The 23283-nt window shown below is 69.4% G+C and carries 20 protein-coding genes and 2 tRNA genes; 14 read left to right on the forward strand and 8 right to left on the reverse strand.

Annotated features, from left to right (window positions below):
- Window positions 1-13 precede the first annotated feature (13 nt).
- The 4 genes from yidC to rpmH are packed head-to-tail and all read right to left on the reverse strand — an operon-like array spanning window position 14 to window position 2178.
- Entirely contained in the window at window positions 14-1294 is a 1281-nt protein-coding gene (gene yidC / locus ACIRPX_RS22870) for a membrane protein insertase YidC (RefSeq protein ID WP_404197500.1), read from the reverse strand.
- A gap of 3 nt (window positions 1295-1297) precedes the next feature.
- Window positions 1298-1651, reverse strand: a complete 354-nt coding sequence (yidD, locus tag ACIRPX_RS22875) for a membrane protein insertion efficiency factor YidD (RefSeq protein ID WP_404197503.1) — start codon at window positions 1649-1651, stop codon at window positions 1298-1300.
- Window positions 1648-2019, reverse strand: a complete 372-nt coding sequence (gene rnpA, locus ACIRPX_RS22880; RefSeq protein WP_404197506.1) for a ribonuclease P protein component — start codon at window positions 2017-2019, stop codon at window positions 1648-1650. Before rnpA ends, yidD begins: the two co-directional genes overlap by 4 nt.
- A gap of 21 nt (window positions 2020-2040) precedes the next feature.
- Window positions 2041-2178 (reverse strand): 50S ribosomal protein L34, encoded by a 138-nt coding sequence (rpmH, locus tag ACIRPX_RS22885; protein WP_003956500.1) that lies wholly within the window; start codon window positions 2176-2178, stop codon window positions 2041-2043.
- Window positions 2179-2563: 385 nt separating this feature from the next.
- Between rpmH and dnaA the strand changes: the two genes are divergently transcribed.
- From dnaA to ACIRPX_RS22935, 10 genes are all read left to right on the forward strand, one after another.
- A complete protein-coding gene (gene dnaA / locus ACIRPX_RS22890) occupies window positions 2564-4588 on the forward strand; it encodes a chromosomal replication initiator protein DnaA (protein WP_404197509.1) in 2025 nt (674 codons plus the stop codon).
- An 892-nt stretch (window positions 4589-5480) separates the two neighbouring features.
- Window positions 5481-6611: a DNA polymerase III subunit beta gene (gene dnaN, locus ACIRPX_RS22895; protein WP_404197512.1), complete on the forward strand. Its 1131-nt coding sequence runs from the start codon at window positions 5481-5483 to the stop codon at window positions 6609-6611.
- 177 nt (window positions 6612-6788) lie between these two features.
- Window positions 6789-7664, forward strand: a complete 876-nt coding sequence (gnd, locus tag ACIRPX_RS22900) for a phosphogluconate dehydrogenase (NAD(+)-dependent, decarboxylating) (protein WP_404197515.1) — start codon at window positions 6789-6791, stop codon at window positions 7662-7664.
- A gap of 99 nt (window positions 7665-7763) precedes the next feature.
- Window positions 7764-8885: a DNA replication/repair protein RecF gene (recF, locus tag ACIRPX_RS22905; RefSeq protein WP_404197518.1), complete on the forward strand. Its 1122-nt coding sequence runs from the start codon at window positions 7764-7766 to the stop codon at window positions 8883-8885.
- Window positions 8882-9415: a DUF721 domain-containing protein gene (locus ACIRPX_RS22910; protein ID WP_404197520.1), complete on the forward strand. Its 534-nt coding sequence runs from the start codon at window positions 8882-8884 to the stop codon at window positions 9413-9415. Before recF ends, ACIRPX_RS22910 begins: the two co-directional genes overlap by 4 nt.
- Before the next feature lie 373 nt (window positions 9416-9788).
- Window positions 9789-11873 (forward strand): DNA topoisomerase (ATP-hydrolyzing) subunit B, encoded by a 2085-nt coding sequence (gyrB, locus tag ACIRPX_RS22915; protein ID WP_404197523.1) that lies wholly within the window; start codon window positions 9789-9791, stop codon window positions 11871-11873.
- A gap of 42 nt (window positions 11874-11915) precedes the next feature.
- Window positions 11916-14507 carry a DNA gyrase subunit A gene (gene gyrA / locus ACIRPX_RS22920; RefSeq protein ID WP_404197526.1) on the forward strand — a complete coding sequence of 864 codons (2592 nt, stop codon included), beginning with the start codon at window positions 11916-11918 and terminating at the stop codon, window positions 14505-14507.
- 18 nt (window positions 14508-14525) lie between these two features.
- Window positions 14526-15302, forward strand: coding sequence for a DUF3566 domain-containing protein (locus ACIRPX_RS22925; protein WP_404197529.1), 777 nt, complete (start codon window positions 14526-14528; stop codon window positions 15300-15302).
- Window positions 15303-15426: 124 nt separating this feature from the next.
- Window positions 15427-15500, forward strand: a tRNA-Ile gene (locus ACIRPX_RS22930).
- Between the two features lie 104 nt (window positions 15501-15604).
- Window positions 15605-15862 (forward strand): hypothetical protein, encoded by a 258-nt coding sequence (locus ACIRPX_RS22935; protein WP_404197532.1) that lies wholly within the window; start codon window positions 15605-15607, stop codon window positions 15860-15862.
- A gap of 161 nt (window positions 15863-16023) precedes the next feature.
- On the opposite strand, the gene ACIRPX_RS22940 is transcribed toward ACIRPX_RS22935, so the two are convergent.
- Window positions 16024-16389, reverse strand: coding sequence for a DUF6344 domain-containing protein (locus ACIRPX_RS22940; RefSeq protein WP_404197535.1), 366 nt, complete (start codon window positions 16387-16389; stop codon window positions 16024-16026).
- A 329-nt stretch (window positions 16390-16718) separates the two neighbouring features.
- On the opposite strand from ACIRPX_RS22940, the gene ACIRPX_RS22945 reads away from it, so the two are divergent.
- Both ACIRPX_RS22945 and ACIRPX_RS22950 read left to right on the forward strand, forming a co-directional pair.
- On the forward strand, window positions 16719-16847 hold the full coding sequence (locus ACIRPX_RS22945) for a DLW-39 family protein (protein ID WP_003999697.1): 129 nt from the start codon (window positions 16719-16721) through the stop codon (window positions 16845-16847).
- 220 nt (window positions 16848-17067) lie between these two features.
- On the forward strand, window positions 17068-18360 hold the full coding sequence (locus ACIRPX_RS22950) for a hypothetical protein (RefSeq protein ID WP_404197538.1): 1293 nt from the start codon (window positions 17068-17070) through the stop codon (window positions 18358-18360).
- A gap of 287 nt (window positions 18361-18647) precedes the next feature.
- On the opposite strand, the gene ACIRPX_RS22955 is transcribed toward ACIRPX_RS22950, so the two are convergent.
- Complete coding sequence (locus ACIRPX_RS22955; protein WP_404197541.1) at window positions 18648-20285, reverse strand: protein kinase; 1638 nt, start codon at window positions 20283-20285, stop codon at window positions 18648-18650.
- A 183-nt stretch (window positions 20286-20468) separates the two neighbouring features.
- Complete coding sequence (locus ACIRPX_RS22960) at window positions 20469-21017, reverse strand: helix-turn-helix domain-containing protein (protein WP_384269150.1); 549 nt, start codon at window positions 21015-21017, stop codon at window positions 20469-20471.
- Between the two features lie 182 nt (window positions 21018-21199).
- On the opposite strand from ACIRPX_RS22960, the gene ACIRPX_RS22965 reads away from it, so the two are divergent.
- Window positions 21200-21272 (forward strand) — tRNA-Ala (locus ACIRPX_RS22965).
- 101 nt (window positions 21273-21373) lie between these two features.
- Here ACIRPX_RS22965 and ACIRPX_RS22970 read toward each other — a convergent pair.
- Window positions 21374-22069: a ScbR family autoregulator-binding transcription factor gene (locus ACIRPX_RS22970; protein WP_404197544.1), complete on the reverse strand. Its 696-nt coding sequence runs from the start codon at window positions 22067-22069 to the stop codon at window positions 21374-21376.
- A 161-nt stretch (window positions 22070-22230) separates the two neighbouring features.
- Between ACIRPX_RS22970 and ACIRPX_RS22975 the strand changes: the two genes are divergently transcribed.
- A complete protein-coding gene (locus tag ACIRPX_RS22975) occupies window positions 22231-23256 on the forward strand; it encodes an NAD-dependent epimerase/dehydratase family protein (protein WP_404197546.1) in 1026 nt (341 codons plus the stop codon).
- The last annotated feature ends 27 nt before the right edge of the window (window positions 23257-23283 follow it).

The raw sequence follows: 23283 nt of genomic DNA on the forward strand, positions 1-23283 counted from the left end.
GATGGGCTCCTTCTTACTTCTTGGACGGGGACTTGGGGCGCTGCGGGCCCTTGCGCTGCCCGGACTGGGCCTTGCTGCGAGCGCCGCTGCCGGGCTGCGAAGTGGTCTTCTTGGCAGCCGCTTCCGGCTTGGCGTCCTCGGGCTCGCCGGACTTGCTCAGCGATGTCGGAGATCCGGAGTCGGCCGGCTTCGTACCACCGGACTGACGCTGGGACTTCGACTGGCGCTTGGGCTGCTGGCGCTTGGGGGCGGCGCCGGTCGTCGGCGTACCGTCCTCGGCCACGGTCTGGGCAGCGGCGGCGTTGTCGCTCTGCACCACGGTGCCGTCGGCCTGAGCCGCGAGACCCGCCTTGTTCAGGGCGTTGATGAACTTGCGCTCGAACTCGTTGCGGTCACGGCCCTTGGTGACGATCGCCTTGATGATCGTGCGCTCGCTGCGCCGGCGGGTCTTGCCGTGGTGCGTGACGTGCTTGGTCAGGCGCTCCAGGTAGGCGGCCTGGGCCTTGGAACCCGGGGTCGGGTTGTTGTGGATGACGTACATCTGCTGGCCCATGGTCCACACGTTGGTGGTCAGCCAGTAGACGAGGACACCGACCGGGAAGTTGATGCCGAAGACGGCGAACATGACCGGGAAGACGTACATCAGCATCTTCTGCTGCTGCATGAACGGCGTCTTCACGGTGGTGTCGACGTTCTTCGTCATCAGCTGGCGCTGCGTGTAGAACTGCGACGCAGACATCAGGACGATCATGATCGCGGTGACGACGCGGACGTCGGTCAGGGTGGCGCCGAGCGCCGCGACCTTGTCGGAGCTGTCCGTGAACTTCGCGGCGAGCGGGGCACCGAAGATGTGCGCCTTACGGGCGCTGGCGAGCAGCTGATCGTCGATGACGCCGATCGTCTTGCCCGTCGCGATGCCGTTGAGCACGTGGTACAGGGCGAAGAAGAACGGCGACTGCGCCAGGATGGGAAGGCACGAGGAGAGCGGGTTGGTGCCCGTCTCCTTGTACAGCTTCATCATCTCTTCGGACTGGCGCTGCTTGTCGCTCTTGTAGCGCTCCTGGATCTTCTTCATCTCGGGCTGCAGCGTCTGCATGGCCCGGGTCGCCTTGATCTGCTTCACGAAGAGCGGGATCAGACAGATACGGATCAGAATCACCAGGGACACGATGGACAGGCCCCAGGCCCAGCCCGTGTCGGGACCGAAGATCTTCCCGTACACCGAGTGGAACTGGACGATGACCCATGAGACGGGTGTCGTGATGAAGCTGAAGAGGCTGGCAATCGTGTCCACTAATCATGCTCCTTGGACATGGGACGAGGTCTCTGCGGCCGGGCTCGAAGGATCGCTGCCTTCGGTGGCCGATTCGGCGGCGGAGGACCCGCCCTTGCGTGCACGCCAGGTGTTGCGCAGCATTTCGTGCCACCGCGGGCGCTTGCGCGGCGGGACATGGTCCACGCCGCCCAGCGACCACGGATTGCACCGAAGGATGCGCCAGGCGGTGAGTGCCGTGCCCTTGATCGCACCATGCCGGTCGATGGCCGTGTAGCCGTAGTGGGAACACGACGGGTAGTACTTGCAGACCGGCCCCAGCAGTGGACTGATCGTCCACTGGTACAGCTTGATCAGAGCCAGCAGCGGGTACTTCATCGCGCGCCCCCTCCCAGCAGCCGCTCCATGGCGGCATCCAGGTCTCGGGCCAGTTGTGCATGGTCGGCGTCGCCCGCACCGGGCAGCGCTCGTACGACTACCAGGCTACCGGGGGGCAACTGGGCTACTCGGTCCCGCATCAGATGACGCAGTCTGCGCTTGACCTTGTTGCGTACGACCGCTCCCCCCACGGCTTTGCTCACGACGAAACCCGCACGCGTCGGGGGAGCACTCTCCCCGGGTGCGTGCGGGTCCGTGGAACCGCTACGAAGATGGACGACGAGGGACGGGCGGCCCGCCCGGCGCCCCCGTCGTACCGCGGTCGCGAAGTCCTCGCGCCGCCTCAGCCGGTTCTCGGTGGGCAGCACGACGGCATGACCTGACCGTGATCAGGCGGACAGGCGGGCGCGACCCTTGCTGCGGCGGGACGCGAGAATCGCGCGGCCGGCACGGGTGCGCATACGCAGCCGGAAGCCGTGGGTCTTGGCGCGACGACGGTTGTTCGGCTGGAAGGTGCGCTTGCTCACTCGGGGGCTCCAGAAATCAAATCGGTGGTGGCGGGTGCCGTGCTGGCTGTCACCGTGCGCCCACGAGTAGCTCGCAGTAACGCCCGAGTGCACCGCTTCCCGATCACCTGACGCGATCTGTGCCCATCGGAGGCAGGCGGCAGCAGCCATCGACAACTCGACCTGGTTACGGTACGCGGGGCTACGCCATCCGGTCAAACCAGCGGTCACTGAGAGACACTATCCACAGGCTGGGGACAACAACTTGAACCGCACGGGCCGCGCTGACTACCGTGGCTGAACTCCGATTCGTTCCTGTGATCCCTTCTTCTTGGGCTCCACCCCATTTCCATCCCGACCCGTCCCACAACCACACGTTCGTGGGACCCGTGAGAGAGCGTGCCCTGTGGCTGACGTACCTGCCGATCTTGCCGCAGTGTGGCCACGCGTACTCGAGCAACTTCTCGGTGAGGGCCGCGGGCAGGGTGTGGAGACCAAGGACGAGCACTGGATCCGCCGCTGCCAGCCGCTCGCGCTGGTCGCCGACACCGCGCTGCTCGCCGTACCGAACGAATTCGCCAAGGGCGTGCTCGAAGGCCGCCTCGCCCCCATCGTGAGCGAGACGCTGAGCCGCGAGTGCGGCCGGCCGATCCGCATCGCGATCACCGTCGACGACTCCGCCGGCGAGCCGCCCGCCCCGCCGGCCCCGGCCCGCCCCCAGTCGCGCTACGAGGAGCCCGAACTCCCGTCCGGGCAGTACGAGGGCTACGGCCGCCACCGTGCCGACGAGCACCGGTCCGGCCGCCCCGAGCAGCTCCCCGACGACCAGCTGCCCGGTCCCCGCGGAGACCGCGGAGACCGCGGAGACCGCGGAGACCGCGGAGACCGCGGAGACCGTGGGGAGCAGCTGCCCACCGCGCGCCCGGCCTACCCCTCGGAGTACCAGCGCCCCGAGCCAGGGTCCTGGCCGCGCCCTTCGCAGGACGAGTACAGCTGGCAGCAACAGCGTCTCGGCTTCCCCGAGCGGGACCCGTACGCATCACCGCGCCAGGACTCCTACGGGGCGTCCGCCCAGGACTCGTACGGCTCGCCGGTCCAGGACTCCTACGGGCCCCCGGTCCAGGACGCGTACGCACCGCCGTCCCAGGACTACCGCCCGCAGTCGATGGAGCGCCCGCCGTACGACACGCAGCGCTCCGACTACGACCAGCCCCGCCCGGACTACGACCAGCCCCGCCCGGACTACGACCAGCGCGACGCGCGCCGCGAGCTGCCCGAGCAGCGGACCGGCACCGGGCATGTGCACCGGGGCGGGCCGGTCGGCCCCCATCTGCCCGCCAGTGGCGCGCCCGGCCCGCTGGCCGCTCAGCCCGCGCCGGCGCCCGGCCCCGGTGAGCCCACGGCGCGGCTGAACCCGAAGTACCTCTTCGACACCTTTGTCATCGGCGCCTCCAACCGCTTCGCGCACGCGGCCGCGGTCGCCGTCGCCGAGGCGCCGGCGAAGGCCTACAACCCCCTGTTCATCTACGGGGAGTCGGGGCTCGGCAAGACGCACCTGCTGCACGCGATCGGGCACTACGCGCGCAGCCTGTACCCGGGCACGCGCGTGCGGTACGTGAGCTCGGAGGAGTTCACCAACGAGTTCATCAACTCCATCCGCGACGGCAAGGGCGACAGCTTCCGCAAGCGGTACCGCGAGATGGACATCCTGCTCGTCGACGACATCCAGTTCCTGGCGGACAAGGAGTCGACGCAGGAGGAGTTCTTCCACACCTTCAACACCCTCCACAACGCAAACAAGCAGATCGTGCTCTCCAGCGACCGGCCGCCCAAGCAGCTGGTGACCCTGGAGGACCGGCTGCGGAACCGTTTCGAGTGGGGTCTGATCACCGACGTCCAGCCGCCCGAGCTGGAGACGCGGATCGCGATCCTCCGCAAGAAGGCGGTGCAGGAACAGCTCAACGCCCCGCCGGAGGTCCTTGAGTTCATCGCCTCCCGGATCTCGCGCAACATCCGCGAGCTGGAGGGCGCGCTGATCCGGGTGACGGCGTTCGCGTCGCTCAACCGGCAGCCGGTGGACCTGGGCCTCACGGAGATCGTCCTCAAGGACCTGATCCCCGGCGGCGAGGACTCGGCGCCCGAGATCACCTCCACGGCCATCATGAGCGCGACGGCCGACTACTTCGGCCTCACCGTCGAGGACCTGTGCGGCACCTCGCGCGGCCGCGCGCTGGTCACGGCCCGCCAGATCGCCATGTACCTGTGCCGGGAGCTCACGGATCTCTCCCTGCCGAAGATCGGGGCCCTGTTCGGCGGCCGCGACCACACCACGGTGATGCACGCGGACCGCAAGATCCGCAATCTGATGGCCGAGCGGCGTTCCATCTACAACCAGGTCACCGAGCTGACGAACCGCATCAAGAACGGCTGACAGCCGCGGGGACACGTTCCACGCACGTCGCCAGGGCGCCTCCGGAGGACATCCGGAGGCGCCCTTCCGCGTGCCGGCACCGGCCACGGCCCTCCTGTCCGCGTTGTCCGTTGTTCGATTACCCGCCGGGTTACGGCCTCTCTCCACAGATCGCGGTACTTTTTCCCGTCCACATCCTGGGGACTGCGAAGTTGTCCAGATCGCCGTCCACAGGAAGCCTGTTGAAGAACCATCAAGCCAGCTCAGGTGGTTGTGGATTCGTGGACGAAGGATCTCCACAGACTGTGGACAGCCGCGTGATCCACAAGCTGTGCACGAAGTTGTCCACCGGCAACCCACAGGAAGAGGGCGGTTGTCCCCAGGGATCGGCGTCTTCTCCACATCGCTGTCCACTGTTCGGCAACGTGACGCGCCTGCTCACCGTGTCGAGTGAAAGCCGTCACATGAAGGTGCCGGGTTGGGCTGTGGGAAAGGTGGGGAAAGCTGGGGACGGCGCTGGGGAGAAGTCGCCTCAGGCTGTGCACGGGGTGTGCAGAACTTCTTGTTCTCCACAGAACCCCGGAGTTGTCCACCGCCTCCGCCCACAGGGCCCGTGGACAAAATCTCGCCTCTGAGCTGGGAAAACGGGGTTATCCACTGTTTCCACAGCCCCTACTACTACTCCCAACTAGAGAGAGCGAGAAGTTCGTTTCGAAGAGGGGGCTGTGCACAACTCGCCGTCCGGTGCCCGGCTGCCCCTCGTCACGACTTGACCCCGAGAGGCACCTACTGTCAGTGCCGTGCGTCAGACTGGTCCCCGGTGTTCTTCCCCCGGCAGGGGCCGACGACACCGACACAGACCACGAAAGCCAGGCAGGGCGGGCAGCGCCGGCAACAGCAGGAGGCGGCAACAGTGAAGATCCGGGTGGAACGCGACGTACTCGCGGAGGCCGTGGCCTGGGCGGCACGCAGTCTCCCGGCCCGTCCGCCGGCGCCTGTCCTCGCCGGCCTCCTGCTGAAGGCCGAGGACGGCGCTCTGAGCCTCTCCAGCTTCGACTACGAGGTCTCCGCGCGCGTGTCCGTGGAGGCGGAGGTCGAGGAGGAGGGCACCGTCCTCGTCTCCGGCCGGCTGCTCGCCGACATCTGCCGCGCCCTCCCCAACCGCCCGGTGGAGATTTCCACAGACGGTGTACGGGCGACCGTGGTCTGCGGCTCCTCGCGGTTCACCCTCCACACCCTGCCTGTGGAGGAGTACCCGGCGCTGCCGCAGATGCCGACCGCGACCGGCACCGTCCCCGGTGAGGTCTTCGCCTCCGCCGCCTCGCAGGTGGCCATCGCCGCGGGCCGTGACGACACGCTCCCCGTCCTGACCGGTGTGCGCATCGAGATCGAGGGCGACACCGTCACCCTGGCCTCCACCGACCGCTACCGCTTCGCGGTCCGCGAGTTCCTGTGGAAGCCGGAGAACCCCGAGGCGTCCGCGGTCGCCCTGGTGCCCGCCAAGACGCTCCTGGACACCGCCAAGGCACTCACGAGCGGCGACAGCGTCACCCTGGCCCTCTCCGGCTCGGGTGCGGGCGAGGGCCTGATCGGTTTCGAGGGCGCCGGCCGCCGCACGACCACCCGCCTGCTGGAGGGCGACCTCCCGAAGTACCGCTCGCTGTTCCCGACGGAGTTCAACTCCGTCGCCGTGATCGAGACCGCCCCCTTCGTGGAGGCCGTCAAGCGTGTGGCCCTGGTCGCCGAGCGCAACACCCCGGTGCGGCTCAGCTTCGAGCAGGGCGTGCTGATCCTGGAGGCCGGTTCCAGCGACGACGCACAGGCTGTGGAGAGGGTCGACGCCCAGCTGGAGGGCGACGACGTCTCGATCGCCTTCAACCCGACCTTCCTGCTGGACGGCCTGAGCGCCATCGACTCCCCGGTGGCCCAGCTGTCGTTCACGACGTCCACCAAGCCCGCGCTGCTGAGCGGCAAGCCCGCCCTGGACGCGGAGGCGGACGAGGCCTACAAGTACCTGATCATGCCGGTCCGGCTGAGCGGCTGAGGCGCCGGGACGTTGTCCACAGGCCGTGGACGAAACTCCACGGCTCTGGGGAAACCCGCAGGTGGGGCCGTACGTATGAGCGCGTAGGCCCACAGCTGTGCGCGAGGGCCCGGGTTTAGGCTCGGACACAGGTACGAACGTGCCCCACACGCCACACAGCAACCTAAGGAACAACTGATGGAGCTCGGTCTCGTCGGCCTCGGCAAGATGGGCGGCAACATGCGCGAGCGGATCCGCCGCGCGGGCCACACCGTCGTCGGATACGACCGCAACCCGGACCTTGCCGATGTCCACAGCCTCGCGGACCTCGTGGGCAAGCTCAGCGGTCCGCGCGTGGTCTGGGTGATGGTCCCGGCCGGTGCGCCCACCCAGTCCACGATCGACGAGCTGGCCGAGCTCCTGGAGCCGGGCGACGTCGTCGTGGACGGCGGGAACTCCCGCTGGACGGACGACGAGAAGCACGCGGAGGAGCTGGCCGCCCAGGGCATCGGCTTCGTCGACTGCGGTGTCTCGGGCGGTGTCTGGGGCCTGGAGAACGGCTACGCGCTGATGTACGGCGGCGACGCGGAGCACGTCGCCACGGTGCAGCCGGTGTTCGACGCCCTCAAGCCCGAGGGCACGTTCGGCGCGGTGCACGCCGGCAGGGTCGGCGCGGGCCACTTCGCGAAGATGGTCCACAACGGCATCGAGTACGCGATGATGCAGGCCTACGCCGAGGGCTGGGAGCTGCTGGAGAAGGTCGACTCGGTCACGGACGTGCGCGAGGTCTTCCGCTCCTGGCAGGAGGGCACCGTCATCCGCTCCTGGCTGCTGGACCTCGCGGTGAACGCCCTCGACGAGGACGAGCACCTCGACAGGCTGAAGGGTTTTGCACAGGACTCCGGTGAGGGACGCTGGACTGTGGAAGCCGCGGTCGACCACGCCGTGCCGCTGCCCGCGATCACGGCCTCCCTCTTCGCGCGGTTCGCCTCGCGGCAGGAGGACTCGCCGCAGATGAAGATGGTCGCGGCGCTGCGCAACCAGTTCGGCGGCCACGCGGTCACCGCCAAGTGACGCACGCTACGAAGTAATCCACAGGACGAGAAGAAATCCACAGATCCGCCGGCCGCCCGGCCACGGATCCGGAGCGCAGGGGGAGGTCGGCGAACGACCATGCACGTCACGCATCTGTCGCTGGCCGACTTCCGCTCGTACGCCCGGGTCGAGGTTCCGCTCGACCCGGGTGTCACCGCGTTCGTCGGCCCCAACGGTCAGGGCAAGACCAACCTGGTCGAGGCCGTCGGCTATCTCGCCACCCTCGGCAGCCACCGCGTGGCCTCGGACGCCCCCCTGGTGCGCATGGGCGCCGACCGTGCCGTCATCCGCGCGCAGGTCAGACAGGGCGACCGGCAGCAGCTCGTCGAGCTGGAGCTGAACCCCGGCAAGGCCAACCGCGCCCGTATCAACAGGTCGTCGCAGGTCAGACCCCGTGACGTGCTGGGCATCGTACGGACCGTGCTGTTCGCCCCCGAGGACCTGGCCCTGGTCAAGGGCGATCCCGGCGAGCGGCGCCGCTTCCTCGACGAGCTGGTCACCGCCCGGTCCCCGCGCATGGCCGGCGTGCGCTCCGACTACGAGCGGGTCCTCAAGCAGCGCAACACCCTGCTGAAGTCGGCCGCGCTGGCCCGCCGCCACGGCGGCCGCTCCATGGACCTGTCCACCCTCGACGTCTGGGACCAGCACCTCGCGCGCGCGGGCGCCGAGTTGCTCGCCCAGCGCCTCGACCTGATCGCCGCGATCCAGCCGCTGGCCGACAAGGCCTACGAGCAACTGGCCCCGGGCGGCGGCCCGGTGACCCTGGAGTACAAGCCGTCGGCCCCCGGTGAGGCGCACACGCGCGAGGACCTCTACGAGCAGCTGACGGCCGCGCTCGCCGAGGCGCGCAAGCAGGAGATCGAGCGGGGCGTCACCCTCGTGGGACCCCACCGGGACGATCTGCTGCTCAGACTCGGCCAGTTGCCCGCCAAGGGATACGCCTCCCACGGGGAGTCCTGGTCGTACGCGCTGGCCCTGCGGCTGGCCTCCTACGACCTGCTGCGGACCGAGGGCAACGAACCGGTGCTCGTCCTCGACGACGTCTTCGCCGAGCTCGACACCCGCCGCCGCGAGCGGCTGGCGGAGCTGGTCGCCCCCGGTGAGCAGGTGCTCGTGACGGCCGCGGTCGACGACGACGTACCGCATGTACTGACCGGGACGCGGTACACCGTGTCGGGCGGGGCGGTGGAGCGCGTATGACGAACGAGGACCCCGCCCCCGAGAAGGCCGCCGAGCCGTCCGGCGTCGACCTCGCGCGCGTGGCGCTCAGGGCGGCGAAGGAACAGGCACGCGCGCGTGGGGACGCGGCGCGGCAGAAGAAGCAGGCACGGCGCGGCGGCCTGCGCTCCGGCGCGCGCGCGGACGGGCGCGACCCCATGGCGCTGGGTGCTGCGATCAACCGGCTCCTCACCGAGCGCGGCTGGGAGACCCCGGCGGCGGTGGGCGGAGTGATGGGCCGCTGGCCGCAGATCGTCGGCGAGGACGTGGCCAAGCACTGCGAGCCGGAGAAGTACGACGAGGACGAGCGGGTGCTCGTCGTGCGGTGCGACTCCACGGCCTGGGCGACGAATCTGCGCCTGCTCGCCCCGACGCTCGTCGCCCGCCTCAACGAGGACCTCGGGCACGGCGCGGTGGAGATGATCAAGGTGAACGGCCCCGCCGGCCCCACCCGTCGCTACGGCCCCCTGCGTGCCTCTGGCAGCACGGGACCCGGCGACACGTATGGGTGACAGACCTCACATCCACAGGCGGTCGTCGCTGTCCACAGGACGCCGGCGGACGCGTCGCCGCGCTCCTGCGTGCGGGTGCGAATCCCTACCTGACTCCCAAGTAGCCATGGGTTGACAGTCGGAAGCGCTGAGTGCCGCTGTGAGCCTCTTGGAGCCCTGCTCCGTATATGGGGACCCGGCAGACGGCGGTTGAGGGCGGCACATGAGGACTCAGGTACCGGCAAACCCCCATCACTGTCGGCGCTACCGGTAGACTGGAAGCCAATCCCGCCCCACTCGTGGGGACCGTCCGGGAAAAGCTGAGCAACGCTGACAAGGCTTACCAACGCAACATGCCGCAGCCGCTCCGGCAACCTGCCGACGAGCCTGGCTGGTGCTGTGCCAGAAAGGGCGCTTCGTGGCCGATTCCGGCAACCCCAACGAGAACATCCCGTCCACCGACGCCGGCGAGAACGGCGCGGTGACCTCGTCGAACGGCGAGGTCACCGCCTCGTACGACGCCAGCGCCATCACTGTGCTCGAAGGCCTGGACGCGGTCCGCAAGCGCCCCGGTATGTACATCGGCTCCACCGGTGAGCGGGGGCTGCACCACCTCGTGTACGAGGTGGTCGACAACTCCGTCGACGAGGCGCTGGCCGGCCACGCGGACACCATCGACGTGACGATCCTCGCCGACGGCGGCGTCCGCGTCGTCGACAACGGCCGCGGCATCCCGGTGGGCATCGTCGCCTCCGAGGGCAAGCCGGCCCTCGAGGTCGTGCTGACCGTGCTGCACGCGGGCGGCAAGTTCGGCGGTGGCGGCTACGCGGTCTCCGGTGGTCTGCACGGCGTGGGTGTGTCCGTCGTCAACGCGCTGTCGGCGAAGGTCGCCGTCGAGGTCAACACCGACGGCCACCGCTGGACGCAGGACTACAAGATGGGCGTCCCCACGGCGCCGCTCGCCCAGCACGAGGCCACCGAGGTGACCGGCACGTCGGTCACCTTCTGGGCCGACCCGGACATCTTCGAGACCACCGAGTACTCCTTCGAGACGCTCTCGCGGCGCTTCCAGGAGATGGCGTTCCTCAACAAGGGTTTGACGATCAAACTCACCGACGAGCGCGAGTCGGCGAAGGCCACCAGCGGTGCGGACGAGGCGGGTGCGGACGAGAAGGACGAGGTCAAGACCGTCACGTACCACTACGAGGGCGGCATCGTCGACTTCGTGAAGTACCTCAACTCCCGCAAGGGGGACGTGGTCCACAACACCGTCATCGACCTCGATGCCGAGGACAAGGACAAGAGCCTGTCCCTCGAGGTCGCGATGCAGTGGAACAGCGGTTACAGCGAGGGTGTGTACTCCTTCGCCAACATCATCCACACGCACGAGGGCGGTACGCACGAGGAGGGCTTCCGCGCGGCCCTGACCTCGCTGATCAACAAGTACGCCCGCGACAAGAAGCTGCTGCGCGAGAAGGACGACAACCTCACCGGTGACGACATCCGCGAGGGTCTGACCGCGATCATCTCGGTCAAACTGAGCGAACCGCAGTTCGAGGGCCAGACGAAGACCAAGCTCGGCAACACGGAGGCCAAGACCTTCGTGCAGCGTGCGGTCTACGAGCACCTCAACGACTGGCTGGACCGCAACCCCGTCGAGGCCGCGGACATCATCCGCAAGGGCATCCAGGCGGCCACCGCGCGCGTGGCGGCCCGCAAGGCCCGCGACCTGACCCGCCGCAAGGGCCTGCTGGAGTCGGCGTCGCTGCCGGGCAAGCTGTCGGACTGCCAGTCCAACGACCCGACCAAGTGCGAGATCTTCATCGTCGAGGGTGACTCCGCCGGCGGCTCGGCCAAGTCCGGCCGCAACCCGCAGTACCAGGCGATCCTCCCGATCCGCGGCAAGATCCTGAACGTGGAGAAGGCCAGGATCGACAAGATCCTGCAGAACCAGGAGATCCAGGCGCTCATCTCGGCCTTCGGCACGGGCGTGCACGAGGACTTCGACATCGAGAAGCTCCGCTATCACAAGATCATCCTGATGGCGGACGCCGACGTCGACGGCCAGCACATCAACACCCTGCTGCTGACCTTCCTGTTCCGCTTCATGCGGCCGCTGGTCGAGGCCGGGCACGTCTTCCTGTCCCGTCCGCCGCTCTACAAGATCAAGTGGGGCCGGGACGAGGTCGAGTACGCCTACTCCGACCGCGAGCGCGACGCGCTGCTGGAGATGGGCCGCCAGCGGGGCAAGCGCGTGCGCGAGGACTCCATCCAGCGCTTCAAGGGCCTCGGCGAGATGAACGCCGAGGAACTGCGCGTGACCACCATGGACCAGGAGCACCGCGTCCTCGGCCAGGTCACCCTGGACGACGCCGCCCAGGCCGACGACCTGTTCTCGGTCCTGATGGGCGAGGACGTCGAGGCCCGGCGCCAGTTCATCCAGCGCAACGCCAAGGACGTCCGGTTCCTCGACATCTGAGTCGGTCTCAGCTGACCGCACCAGGAAGGATCTTCACCAGCAATGGCCGACGAGAACACTCCCGTCACCCCTGAAGAGGGCGGCGACCTCGCGATGCGCGTCGAGCCCGTCGGGCTCGAGACGGAGATGCAGCGCTCGTACCTCGACTACGCGATGTCCGTCATCGTCTCGCGTGCGCTGCCCGACGTCCGGGACGGTCTCAAGCCCGTCCACCGCCGCGTCCTGTACGCCATGTACGACGGCGGCTACCGACCCGAGCGCGGCTTCTACAAGTGCGCCCGCGTCGTCGGCGACGTCATGGGCAACTACCACCCGCACGGCGACAGTTCGATCTACGACGCGCTGGTCCGCCTCGCGCAGCCGTGGTCGATGCGGATGCCGCTGGTGGACTCCAACGGCAACTTCGGCTCTCCGGGCAACGACCCGGCGGCGGCCATGCGCTACACCGAGTGCAAGATGGCGCCGCTGTCGATGGAGATGGTCCGTGACATCGACGAGGAGACCGTCGACTTCACGGACAACTACGACGGCCGCTCCCAGGAGCCGACCGTCCTGCCCGCCCGCTTCCCGAACCTGCTGATCAACGGCTCGGCCGGCATCGCGGTCGGCATGGCGACCAACATCCCGCCGCACAACCTGCGCGAGGTCGCGGCCGGCGCCCAGTGGTACCTGGAGAACCCGGAGGCCTCGCACGAGGAGCTCCTGGACGCGCTCATCGAGCGCATCAAGGGCCCGGACTTCCCGACCGGCGCCCTCGTGGTCGGCCGCAAGGGCATCGAGGAGGCGTACCGCACCGGTCGTGGCTCGATCACCATGCGCGCGGTCGTCGAGGTCGAGGAGATCCAGAACCGCCAGTGCCTGGTGGTCACGGAGCTGCCCTACCAGGTCAACCCCGACAACCTCGCCCAGAAGATCGCCGACCTGGTGAAGGACGGCAAGATCGGCGGCATCGCGGACGTCCGCGACGAGACCTCCTCGCGCACCGGCCAGCGCCTGGTCATCGTGCTGAAGCGGGACGCGGTCGCCAAGGTCGTCCTGAACAACCTCTACAAGCACACGGACCTGCAGACGAACTTCGGCGCCAACATGCTGGCGCTCGTCGACGGCGTCCCGCGCACCCTCTCCCTCGACGCGTTCATCCGCCACTGGGTGACGCACCAGATCGAGGTCATCGTCCGCCGTACGCGCTTCCGGCTGCGCAAGGCCGAGGAGCGCGCCCACATCCTGCGCGGCCTGCTGAAGGCCCTGGACGCCATCGACGAGGTCATCGCGCTGATCCGGCGCAGTGACACCGTCGAGATCGCGCGCACGGGCCTGATGGACCTCCTGGAGATCGACGAGATCCAGGCGAACGCCATCCTCGAGATGCAGCTGCGCCGACTGGCCGCCCTGGAGCGCCGGAAGATCGTCCAGGAGCACGACGAGCTCCAGGCGAAGATCACCGAGTACAACGAGATCCTGGCCTCCTCGGTCCGCCAGCGCGGCATCGTCAGCGAGGAACTCGCCGCGATCGTCGAGAAGTACGGCGACGACCGCAAGACGATGCTGGTGCCCTTCGACGGCGACATGTCCATCGAGGACCTCATCGCCGAGGAGGACATCGTCGTCACCGTCTCGCGCGGCGGTTACGTGAAGCGCACCAAGACGGACGACTACCGGGCGCAGAAGCGCGGCGGCAAGGGCGTACGCGGCACGAAGCTGAAGGAAGACGACATCGTCGACCACTTCTTCGTCTCCACCACCCACCACTGGCTGCTCTTCTTCACCAACAAGGGCCGCGTGTACCGCGCGAAGGCCTACGAGCTGCCCGACGCCGGCCGGGACGCCCGCGGCCAGCACGTCGCCAACCTGCTGGCCTTCCAGCCCGACGAGGCGATCGCCGAGATCCTCGCCATCCGCGACTACGAGGCGGTGCCGTACCTGGTCCTGGCCACCAAGGGCGGCCTGGTCAAGAAGACGCCTCTGAAGGATTACGATTCGCCGCGTTCCGGCGGTGTCATCGCGATCAACCTCCGTGAGATGGAGGATGGTTCCGATGACGAACTGATCGGAGCCGAGCTCGTTTCGGCCGATGACGATCTGCTTCTGATCAGCAAGAAGGCGCAGTCGATCAGGTTCACGGCCACGGACGACAGTCTCCGGCCCATGGGCCGGGCGACCTCGGGTGTCAAGGGCATGAGTTTCCGTGAGGGCGACGAACTTCTGTCGATGAATGTTGTTCGACCCGGTACGTTCGTGTTCACTGCCACAGACGGCGGGTACGCGAAGCGGACCAACGTCGACGAGTACCGCGTCCAGGGTCGTGGCGGCCTCGGTATCAAGGCTGCCAAGATCGTGGAGGACCGCGGATCGCTCGTCGGCGCGCTGGTGGTCGAGGAGACCGACGAGATCCTCGCCATCACGTTGTCGGGTGGTGTGATTCGTACGCGAGTCAACGAGGTCAGGGAGACGGGCCGTGACACCATGGGCGTCCAACTGATCAACCTGGGCAAGCGCGATGCCGTGGTCGGCATCGCTCGAAACGCCGAGGCGGGACGTGAGGCGGAGGAGGTCGACGGCGATGCCGTGGACGAGACCGCCGAAGGTGCCGCGGACACCGGCACGGACGAGGGTGAGGCGCCCTCGGCCGAGTAGCACGAGGAGAGAGTCATCGTGAGCGGAGCCACGGGCGCCGGATCTGCCGGTACCTCCACTGGTACGGATGCGGACGGCGGCGGCCGTGGCTCCGCCGCGCGTGCGGCGGATCCGCACACCACCCAGCTGCGCAAGATCGACGCCGACGCGGAGAACTCCTCCTCGCCCGGCACCCATGGATCCCAGGGGGGAACTGTGACGGACTCCCGAGGTCCGCAGACCCAGCAGTACGAGGCCGGAGCGGGCCCGGCCGCGCCGGGCGCCCAGCCCGCAGCACCGCAGGCGGCCTCTCCGCTCCCCGGGGACCGGCAGCCGCAGCAGCCCGCCGGGCCCTACCACCCGCCGCAGGCCTACCAGAACCAGCAGGCTCCGGGCCCGGCCGGCGCCGTACGGCGGCCGCGCACCGGGGCGCGCACCACGCCCCGTATCCGCAAGGCACGCCTGCGTGTGGCGAAGGCCGACCCGTGGTCGGTGATGAAGGTGAGCTTCCTGCTCTCCATCGCGCTGGGCATCTGCACGATCGTCGCGTCCGCCGTGCTGTGGATGGTGATGGACGCGATGGGCGTCTTCTCGACGGTCGGCGGCACGATCTCCGAGGCGACCGGCTCCAACGAGTCGAACGGCTTCGACCTGCAGTCCTTCCTGTCGCTTCCGCATGTCCTGATGTTCACGTCGATCATCGCGGTCATCGACGTCGTCCTCGCGACGGCCCTGGCGACCCTCGGCGCGTTCATCTACAACCTCTCCGCGGGCTTCGTCGGCGGTGTCGAACTGACCCTCGCCGAGGACGAGTGACCTTCACTCCGACAGCCGCTTCAAACCTCCTCCGCCCGCCCGGGGACAACCGATTTTGGGACTGCGCACGTCGTGCGCTAATCTTCAGGGGTCAGCGCGCGGGACATACACCGCAGAGCGCGGCGGGGCTATAGCTCAGTTGGTTAGAGCGCATCCCTGATAAGGATGAGGCCACAGGTTCAAATCCTGTTAGCCCCACCGGACGGAAGACCCCCGGTCCCCTCGGACCGGGGGTCTTCGACGTCATGGGCGTGAACGCCGACTGCCCGGTGAAGTGCGCGCCCTCGAGGGGGAGGGGAACCATGCCGGACGGCACGAGGCCTTGGCGCACACCGCGGCTCTGGGTGGGGCTCGGGGGAGCCGCGCTGCTGTCCGCGGCAGTCCTCAAGGGCGTGATCGAGGGAAACGGGAACGCGCGGATAGAAGGCGTCATGCTCCTGGTGGTCTGGTCCTTCCTCGCCGGTCTTGTGATCGGTCACCGCTCGGGCGTGCGCCGCGTCCTCGCCCAGGACGGGGTGACCGACGCCGACGGTGCCTCACGGCCGACCCGGCAAGGATGAGGCCGGAGGCCAGAGGTTCACGTCGTGATCGGCCCGCCAGGGTCCGCGCGCCCGCGGCCCGGTGGTGACAGCGGAAGACCCCCGACCGGCTCCCGGTCGGGGGTCTTGCTGAGACGGATGAGTACGCAAACTCGCCGCTGGGTCGGAGATGCGGGGCCGGCTCAGAGTTGAAGCGGAGTGCCTTGCTTGGGGACGGTGACGAATGCGTCCGTCGGCAGGTCGATCTCCATGCTCACGGTTCCCACGCACTCGTCCGTGTCCACCTGTGGACGGAGCCGGCAGCTGGGGGCCTTTCCGTGGGCCTCGGCGTGAATGCGCTGTTTCATCGTGGGGGGCAGGGCGCCGGCGCTGGACCAGGACCATGGGGGCACCGTCGGCGTCGCCGTGGGAGTGGCGCTGTTGCCGGTCGGCTCGGTCTGCGGTACTGCCGCGGCGGCGGTCGTCGTGATGAGTCCGAGCGCCGTGCACAGCGCGAGGAAGACGGTGACGATGGCGGTCCACAGCTTCATGACCTGGTTCTGGGCCATGGCCCCTCACTTTCGGGTCTGGGCGATTTGCGTACTTTCCTCATGATGTGTATGTGGGCCGCGAAGTGTGGGACCGACGCCCGCGCCGTGTCGAAGTTCGGATGAACACCACTCGGATGGGCGTAAACAGCAAGAAAAGATAAGAATCAGGTGCAAAATCACCGCGCGTGAGGGTGTGATCACCGTCAGATCGGAGCGGTGGGCTCCCCTTCTACGGCGTTGTCCCGGACGGGAGTTGGGGGGCCCACGCAGGTCACCGATCGGTATCGGCCGGTGTGTATAGTCGGGCGCCAGAGGTCCCCTACGTCAAGGAAAGACGAGGTCGCGCGGTGAAGAAGCTTCTCCTGGTCGCACTGGCCGCCATCGGCGGGCTCCTCGTGTACCGCCAGATCCAGGCGGATCGCGCCGAGCAGGATCTGTGGACGGAGGCGACTGACTCCGTGCCCACGGGTTCGTGAGTACCGACAACGGAATCTGAGCAGACCCCGGCCGTCTTGCGGTCGGGGTTTTGTGTTGCGCGGATGAGGCGCCTCCGGCCGGGGCAGGATGGGCCACGGTCCGGCTGACACCCGGCCATCGCGGTCCGGATGGGGCCGGGGGACGAGGAGGGGGCGCGTGATGGGGCGGGGTACGGCGCGGTGGCGCGCGGGGGCTTGGCGCGGGCGTCCGTCCGCACGCGTGCGCGTGGCGGCCGCGGCGGCCGTGCTGTATACGGCGGCGGTACCCGCGTCCTGGCCCGCCGAGGCGGCCCCTGCCGCCGGAGCCCCCGGCGCCTCCGCGCGCTCGGACGCCTCCTACGCCTTCGCGGAGGGCGCCCAGCACGTCACCGGGGCGAGCGGGACGACGGACGCGCCCCGCCTCCAGGTCGGCAGGACGTACCGCAGCTCCCTGGCGAAGGGCGCGAAGGTCTACTACAGCCTCGACCTCGACGCCGACTCGAACACCTACGTCTCCGCCACGGCCGTCCCCGGCAAGGGCGCCAAGCTCTCCGTGACCGACGGCATCAGGGTGTCGGTGCAGAACACCGACAGCAATTCCTGCTCGTACCAGAGCGCGAGCTTCGGCGCCGCCAAGAGCCCGCACCCTGTCACGGCCTGGGGCGCCCGTACGGTTTCCCCGGCCAGCCCGGTGTGCAAGGGCGCGGGTGCGTACTACGTGGTCGTCGAGCGCGTCGGCATGGCGGACTCCGCACCCGGCGCCTGGGATCTCGAACTCACGGCCGTTGCCGAGCCGCCGGTGGACAAGGCCGGTTCGACCAGTGCGCCCAAGGTGTGGGACTCCGCCTCGCCCACGCCCGTCTCCGGAGCGCCCAGGACCAGCCAGGGCGGCGCGGGGTACTCCCGGGCGACCGCCGTGGGCCAGGGCGTCTGGCGTGCCGACATCTCGCCCGGGCAGACGCTCTTCTACAAGGTCCCGGTCGACTGGGGCCGCCAGCTGTCCGCCACCGCCGAACTCGGCACGACGAGCGGTGGCGGCCGGGGCTATGCGGTCGAGGCGCTGGCACTGGCGCTCTACAACCCCGTGCGCGCCCACGTCGAGGACACGACCGTCGGCTACGACGGCCGGCAGCAGTCGGTCTCCCTCGCACCGGTGCCGCCCGTCGAGTACGCCAACCGCTACGCCGTCGGCGACCAGCTGAGCGGGATGCGGTTCGCCGGCTCGTACTACCTGGTGCTGCACCTCTCCAAGGGGGTGGCCGACGCCTTCGGCGACGGGCCGTTCGGGCTGACGCTGCGCGTACGGCTCCGGGGTGCGGCGCAGGACGGTCCCGGGTACACGGGGCAGTCCGTGCCGCGGAACGTCTTCCAGGTCACGGAGGAGGACCGGCACGACGCGGCGGCGGGGGGAGCCGGGGGCGGGAACGCCGCGATGACGGCGGTCGCCGCCGCCGGGATCGGCGCGGGCACGGTGGTGCTGGTCGTGCTCGGGGCGTGGACGGTCGTGGCACGGCGCCGGGCTGCCAGGGCTTGAGTTGGCGCGGCGTCCCCGGCGGGCGGGGCCTGGAGGCACGGGGGTTACAGCTGGCGGGCCTTCAAGAGGCGCGAGCTCCAGAGCGGGGTCGCCGGGGCCCGACGAGGCTCGGGGGACAGAACAGGCGGACGAGGCCTGAGCAGGCGTGGGTCGATGCCGGCGAAGGGTCCGGACGCGAAGGGCTGAGCGTCCGGCCGGCGACCGGCTCACGCCCGGCCGGTGACCGGCTCACGCCCGGCCGGTGAGCGGTGACCGGCTCATGCCCCGCCCAGGGACCGGCGACCGGTTCAGATCCGGGTCAGTGCCCAGAACCCCACGGCGTAGCAGGCCAGGGCGAGCAGCAGGAGTGGGATCGCCACCTTGGGCGGCGGGCCGGGGCGGCGTGCGGGGCGGGCACGGTGGGTGCGGCGTGTGGGTTCCTGCGAAATCTCCTGGCCTGGAGAGGGAACCTGAGGGACCTGGGCGGTGTACGAAGCAGTAGAGGCATCGGCACGCAGATGCGGCGCCGGATTCAGGGGCTCGGCGGCATACAGCGGTGCGCGCGACGGAGGGGAGGGCAGCACATGCGTGGGGTCGTGGGGGGAGACGTAGGCGGGCTGCTGGTGGCTGTCCTGACGGAGCTGTGTCTGCTGCGCCTGTGCGTGGGGCGGGGCCGGCTTCTGCGGCGCGGGAGTTCGGGCGGAGGAACCGGTCGCCTCCGGGGGCGGCAGATGGAAGCTGCCGGTGTCCGACATGGAGGGCGGCCCGGTGAGACCGGTGGGGACACGTGGCCCGGCGGGGTCGGCGGGGACGGGCGGACCGGACTCGGGCCCGGAGGGCCCGGTGTCCTGACGCGGGTCGCGCGGGTCGCGCGGGCCGCGCGGAGAGGCACCGCCTGTGGGCGACGCGGCGCCCGTGTCCGACGAGGACGGCACGGAGGACCCGCCCGTCCCAACGGACCACGAACGGGGCTCATTTGTGCCGTCGCCGCTGGAGCCGGTTCCCCCGCCGGTGCCGGTGCCGGAGGTGTCCGGCTCTCTCCTGGTCGCGGCGCCCGGAGCGGGTTTGAGAGGACCGGCGGGACCGAACCCGGGCGGCAGCGGCCCGACTTGGTCGAAGATCTCGATCAACTCGTCGTCGGGACCGGGATCCGGCAGGAGTTCGGCCGCCGCGGCGAGCGCCTTGCGCGCCCCCGTGGCCGTACGGAAGCGGGCCTGCGGGTCGGGCTGGAGCAGCGTGGCCACGACCTCCCACAGGGGCTCGGGGATGCCCTTGGGGGCGTTCGGCGTCCCGTGCGCGGCGAAGTACTGCACGAGTGCCTTGGCGTCCGGCTTGGCGCCCTCCAGCAGATACAGCGCGACCAGTCCGACGGCGAACAGGTCGGCGGGGAAGTCCGGTTCCGAGCCCATCATCTGCTCGGGCGCGAGATAGCCCGGCGTGCCGACGACGAGGTTGGTCTCCGTCAGGCGCGGCTCACCCAGTCGCATGGCGATTCCGAAGTCGGACAGCCGCAGTCGCGGCCGGCCCGTTCCGGTCGCCTCCAGGAGCACGTTGGCGGGTTTGATGTCGCGGTGCACGACGCCTTCCCCGTGCACCGCGGACAGCCCGGACAGGAGCTGGTCGAGCAGGACGCAGACGTAGCCCGGGGGCAGGGGGCCGTAGTCCCCGATCAGATGGACCAGGGAGCCGCCGGCGACGAGGTCCATGGTGAACAGGACCTTGTCGTCGTCGGCGGCCCAGCTGGCGGGGGCGAGCACATGCGGGTGATCGATCCGCAGGGCCTGTTCGCGCACGAAGCGCAGCAGGGAGTGCGCGTCGCTCTGCTGGAGGACCTTGGCGGCCACATAGCGGCGGCGGCGGTGGTCCCAGGCGCGCCAGACGGCGCCGACCCCTCCGCGTCCGATCGGGTCGACCAGTTCGTACCGGCCGGCGAAGACCTCACCCATGGCTGTGCGTCGCTCCTCCCCCTGCGGCTACCCCCTTGCTTGCCCCTCGACGAGCGATACGACTCCCCCGTGTGCCCCCTCGCGTCGTTTCCCGACGAGTGCGATGAGTGAGACGGACCCCGGCACCCCGCTCCGCCGTCGGCCCGGCTGCCGAACCCCCCTCGGCGACCGGGCCCCGGGGGCTCAGCTCTGGTGCGCCTGGTAGTGCGTGACCGCGTCCGAGGTGCGGCCGGCTCCATACACCCGGAGGAACTCTGCCAGCTCGGGGTGGCTCGGGGCGAGGGTGTCCGCGGCGTCGATGATGTCGCCCGCGGCGGCCACCGAGCGCAGCAGCGACTGGATCTCGCGGACCACCCGCTTGACCGTGGGTGCGCCCGAACTGCTGGTCGTGGTCGTGGTGTTGCTGAGCACCGATCCCCCCTGCGACTTCTTGATCTCTTCCATGCGCTCGGTGGCCTCGGCCGCGCTCACGCTGCCGTCCGCGACCTGCCCGGCCAGGTCCTGCAGCAGCTGCACCCGCTGTACGACGGCCGGGTTGCCGATCTTCGCCCGCTGGCCGCTCATCAGCTGCGACAGCATCGGCGCGGACAGGCCCAGTACCCCCGCAAGACGGGCCTGATTGAGACCGAGGTCTTCTATGAGCTTACGGAAGAGCGCCCCCAGCGGCTCCCCGTACCAGTTCCGCTGCAGTTCCCGCGCTCTTGCGGTGGCTTCCTGCTGTGCGGCGTCCATTGCGTCTCCCCATCGCTTCCCCAAGTACTGTGGTTCGCTGTAGCGAACCACGCCGAGCATCTTACGAAGCGTGGTGGTTCACCGGGACCCCCAATCTTTTTGCGAGATCCCGGGGGTGACCCGGTACTCTGGTCTGCGGCGCCCGCCGGTACGCGGTTTTTCCGGGGGGATGCTCCCATTCCGGGGCCTTAGCTCAGTTGGTAGAGCGCTGTCTTTGCATGGCAGATGTCAGGGGTTCGACTCCCCTAGGCTCCACCGCGAAAAGCCCCTCCACCTGCGGAAACACAGGGGGAGGGGCCTTTGCGTGGCCGGATCCGCCCGCGCGGTGCGGCACGATCGCGGTCCGCGGGACCGACTCAGCCCGTGCCGGCCCCGACCCCCGCTTCGGCGCCCTCCGCGGTCTCGGCCTCGTTCCGGACGTCGTCCAATGCGGTCGCGGTCACGGCCGCCGGGTCCGTGACACCCTCCGGGCGCAGCCGGGTGATCATGGCGGGGTGGGCGACGGACGGCAGGATGTGACGCCACATCACGGCGACGCGTCCGCGCAGATCGGCCCGCCGGTTGATGGCCTCGGACACCAGTTGGACCCCGGTGAAGGTGGCGACGATGAACTCCCCGGTCTCCCGGGGGACGACCTGAGGCAGCACCTCGCCCTGCTCCTGTCCTTCGGCCAGCAGCCGGGTGGTGAGGTCGAACCAGTCGCCCCACGGGTGCGTGCCGTTGAAGAAGACGCCCTCGATGGACAGCCGTGTGCCGGCCCGGGCGATGGCGTCGTGCCGCAGGCGATGGGCGAACTGGTGCGTGATGTCGATGATCGACTGCAGGGGGGAGAGCTGCGGCTCCACGGTCACCAGGCCGGTCTGCTCGTCCATGATCGCCTGGGCGAGCGACTCCTTGGAGGGGAAGTGGAAGTACATCGCGCCCTTGGTGACGTTCGCCCGGCGCAGGATCTCCGAGGTGGCCGCACGTTCGTAGCCGTACTCGGCGAACACGCTCGCTGCGGCTTCCACGATCGAGCGCCGTGTCTGCAGCGCGCGAGCCTGCTTGGCCATTTCTTTCCCTCCGGCCCGTAGTTTTGCGCCAACTCTACCCGACCAGACGGTCTGTTTTCGATAGTCGTTCCTCAAGGTCAGCGCGGGGCTATGTGCCCTCCCTGACAGCGCGTCTGATCCGCCGGTGAGCTGAGACACGGAGCCTGTGTCATAGTTTTGCGGTGAGAAGAGACCAGGTGGTCTGTTTCGGGTCCGGTGGGCCCGCACCGTCGGCCGAGCCCGAGACCGTTCTCGTCGTCGGCGGTACGGGGTTCATCGGCTCCTCCGCCCTGCGGGCCCTCACCGCCCCACAGCAGCGGTCCCGCACGGTGAAGGCACTGGTCAGACGGGTGCCCGAGGTGTCCGAGGCGGTGCCCGGCGTCGAGTACACGACCGGCGACCTCACGAACCCGGCCTCCCTGCGAGGGGCCTGCCGCGGCATCCGTACCGTGCTCCACTGCGCCTCGTACATCGGCGGTGACGAGGCGCGGTGCCGGGCGGTCAACGTCGACGGCACCCACGCGCTGCTGGCCGAGGCGGAGGACGCCGGGGTCCGGCGGACCGTCCTGGTCAGCACCACCGCCGTCTACGGCGCCGGTCCGCACCGTGATCTCACCGAACACGAGCACACCCCGCTGCCCGTCTCTCCCACCAGTCGCAGCCGGCTTGAGGCCGAGCGGGCCGTCCTGGCCGCCGGCGGCACGGTGCTCCGAGCTCCGCTCGTCTACGGCGCCGGGGACAGGTGGGTGGTCCCCTCCGTCGCCGAACTCCTGCGGCGTGTACCGGCGTTGCCCGGGGACGGCACGGCCCGGCTGTCGCTGGTGGCGGTCGACGATCTGGGGCGGCTGCTGGCCGTCCTTGCGCGGGTACCCGAACGTGTCCCGTCCCGCAGCGTCCATCACGCCGCCCACCCGCACGCACCGACCCTGCGTGAGTTCGTCTCGCTGCTCGGTGACACGGTCGGTCTGCCGGTCCCCACCGAGGTGCTCGCCCTCGACTCCTACCTGGCGCGGCTGCGCGATGCGCCCGGGAAGGTCAGTGCGCACCAAGCCGGTCTGCTCGCCGAGGACCGCTGGTACCGCTCCACGCTGTGGTCCCGGCTCGACTGCGCGACCGGGCCGGGGCACCGTGTCCGGCTGGCCGAGGCGGCAGCGTGGTACCGAGGCGTCCTCCCGCCGCGGCCGCCCTCGACGAGCGACACGGTGTGACCGGACACCCATGTTTCACGTGAAACA

It is taken from the genome of Streptomyces sp. NPDC101225, from assembly GCF_044767585.1.
Lineage (GTDB): Bacteria > Actinomycetota > Actinomycetes > Streptomycetales > Streptomycetaceae > Streptomyces.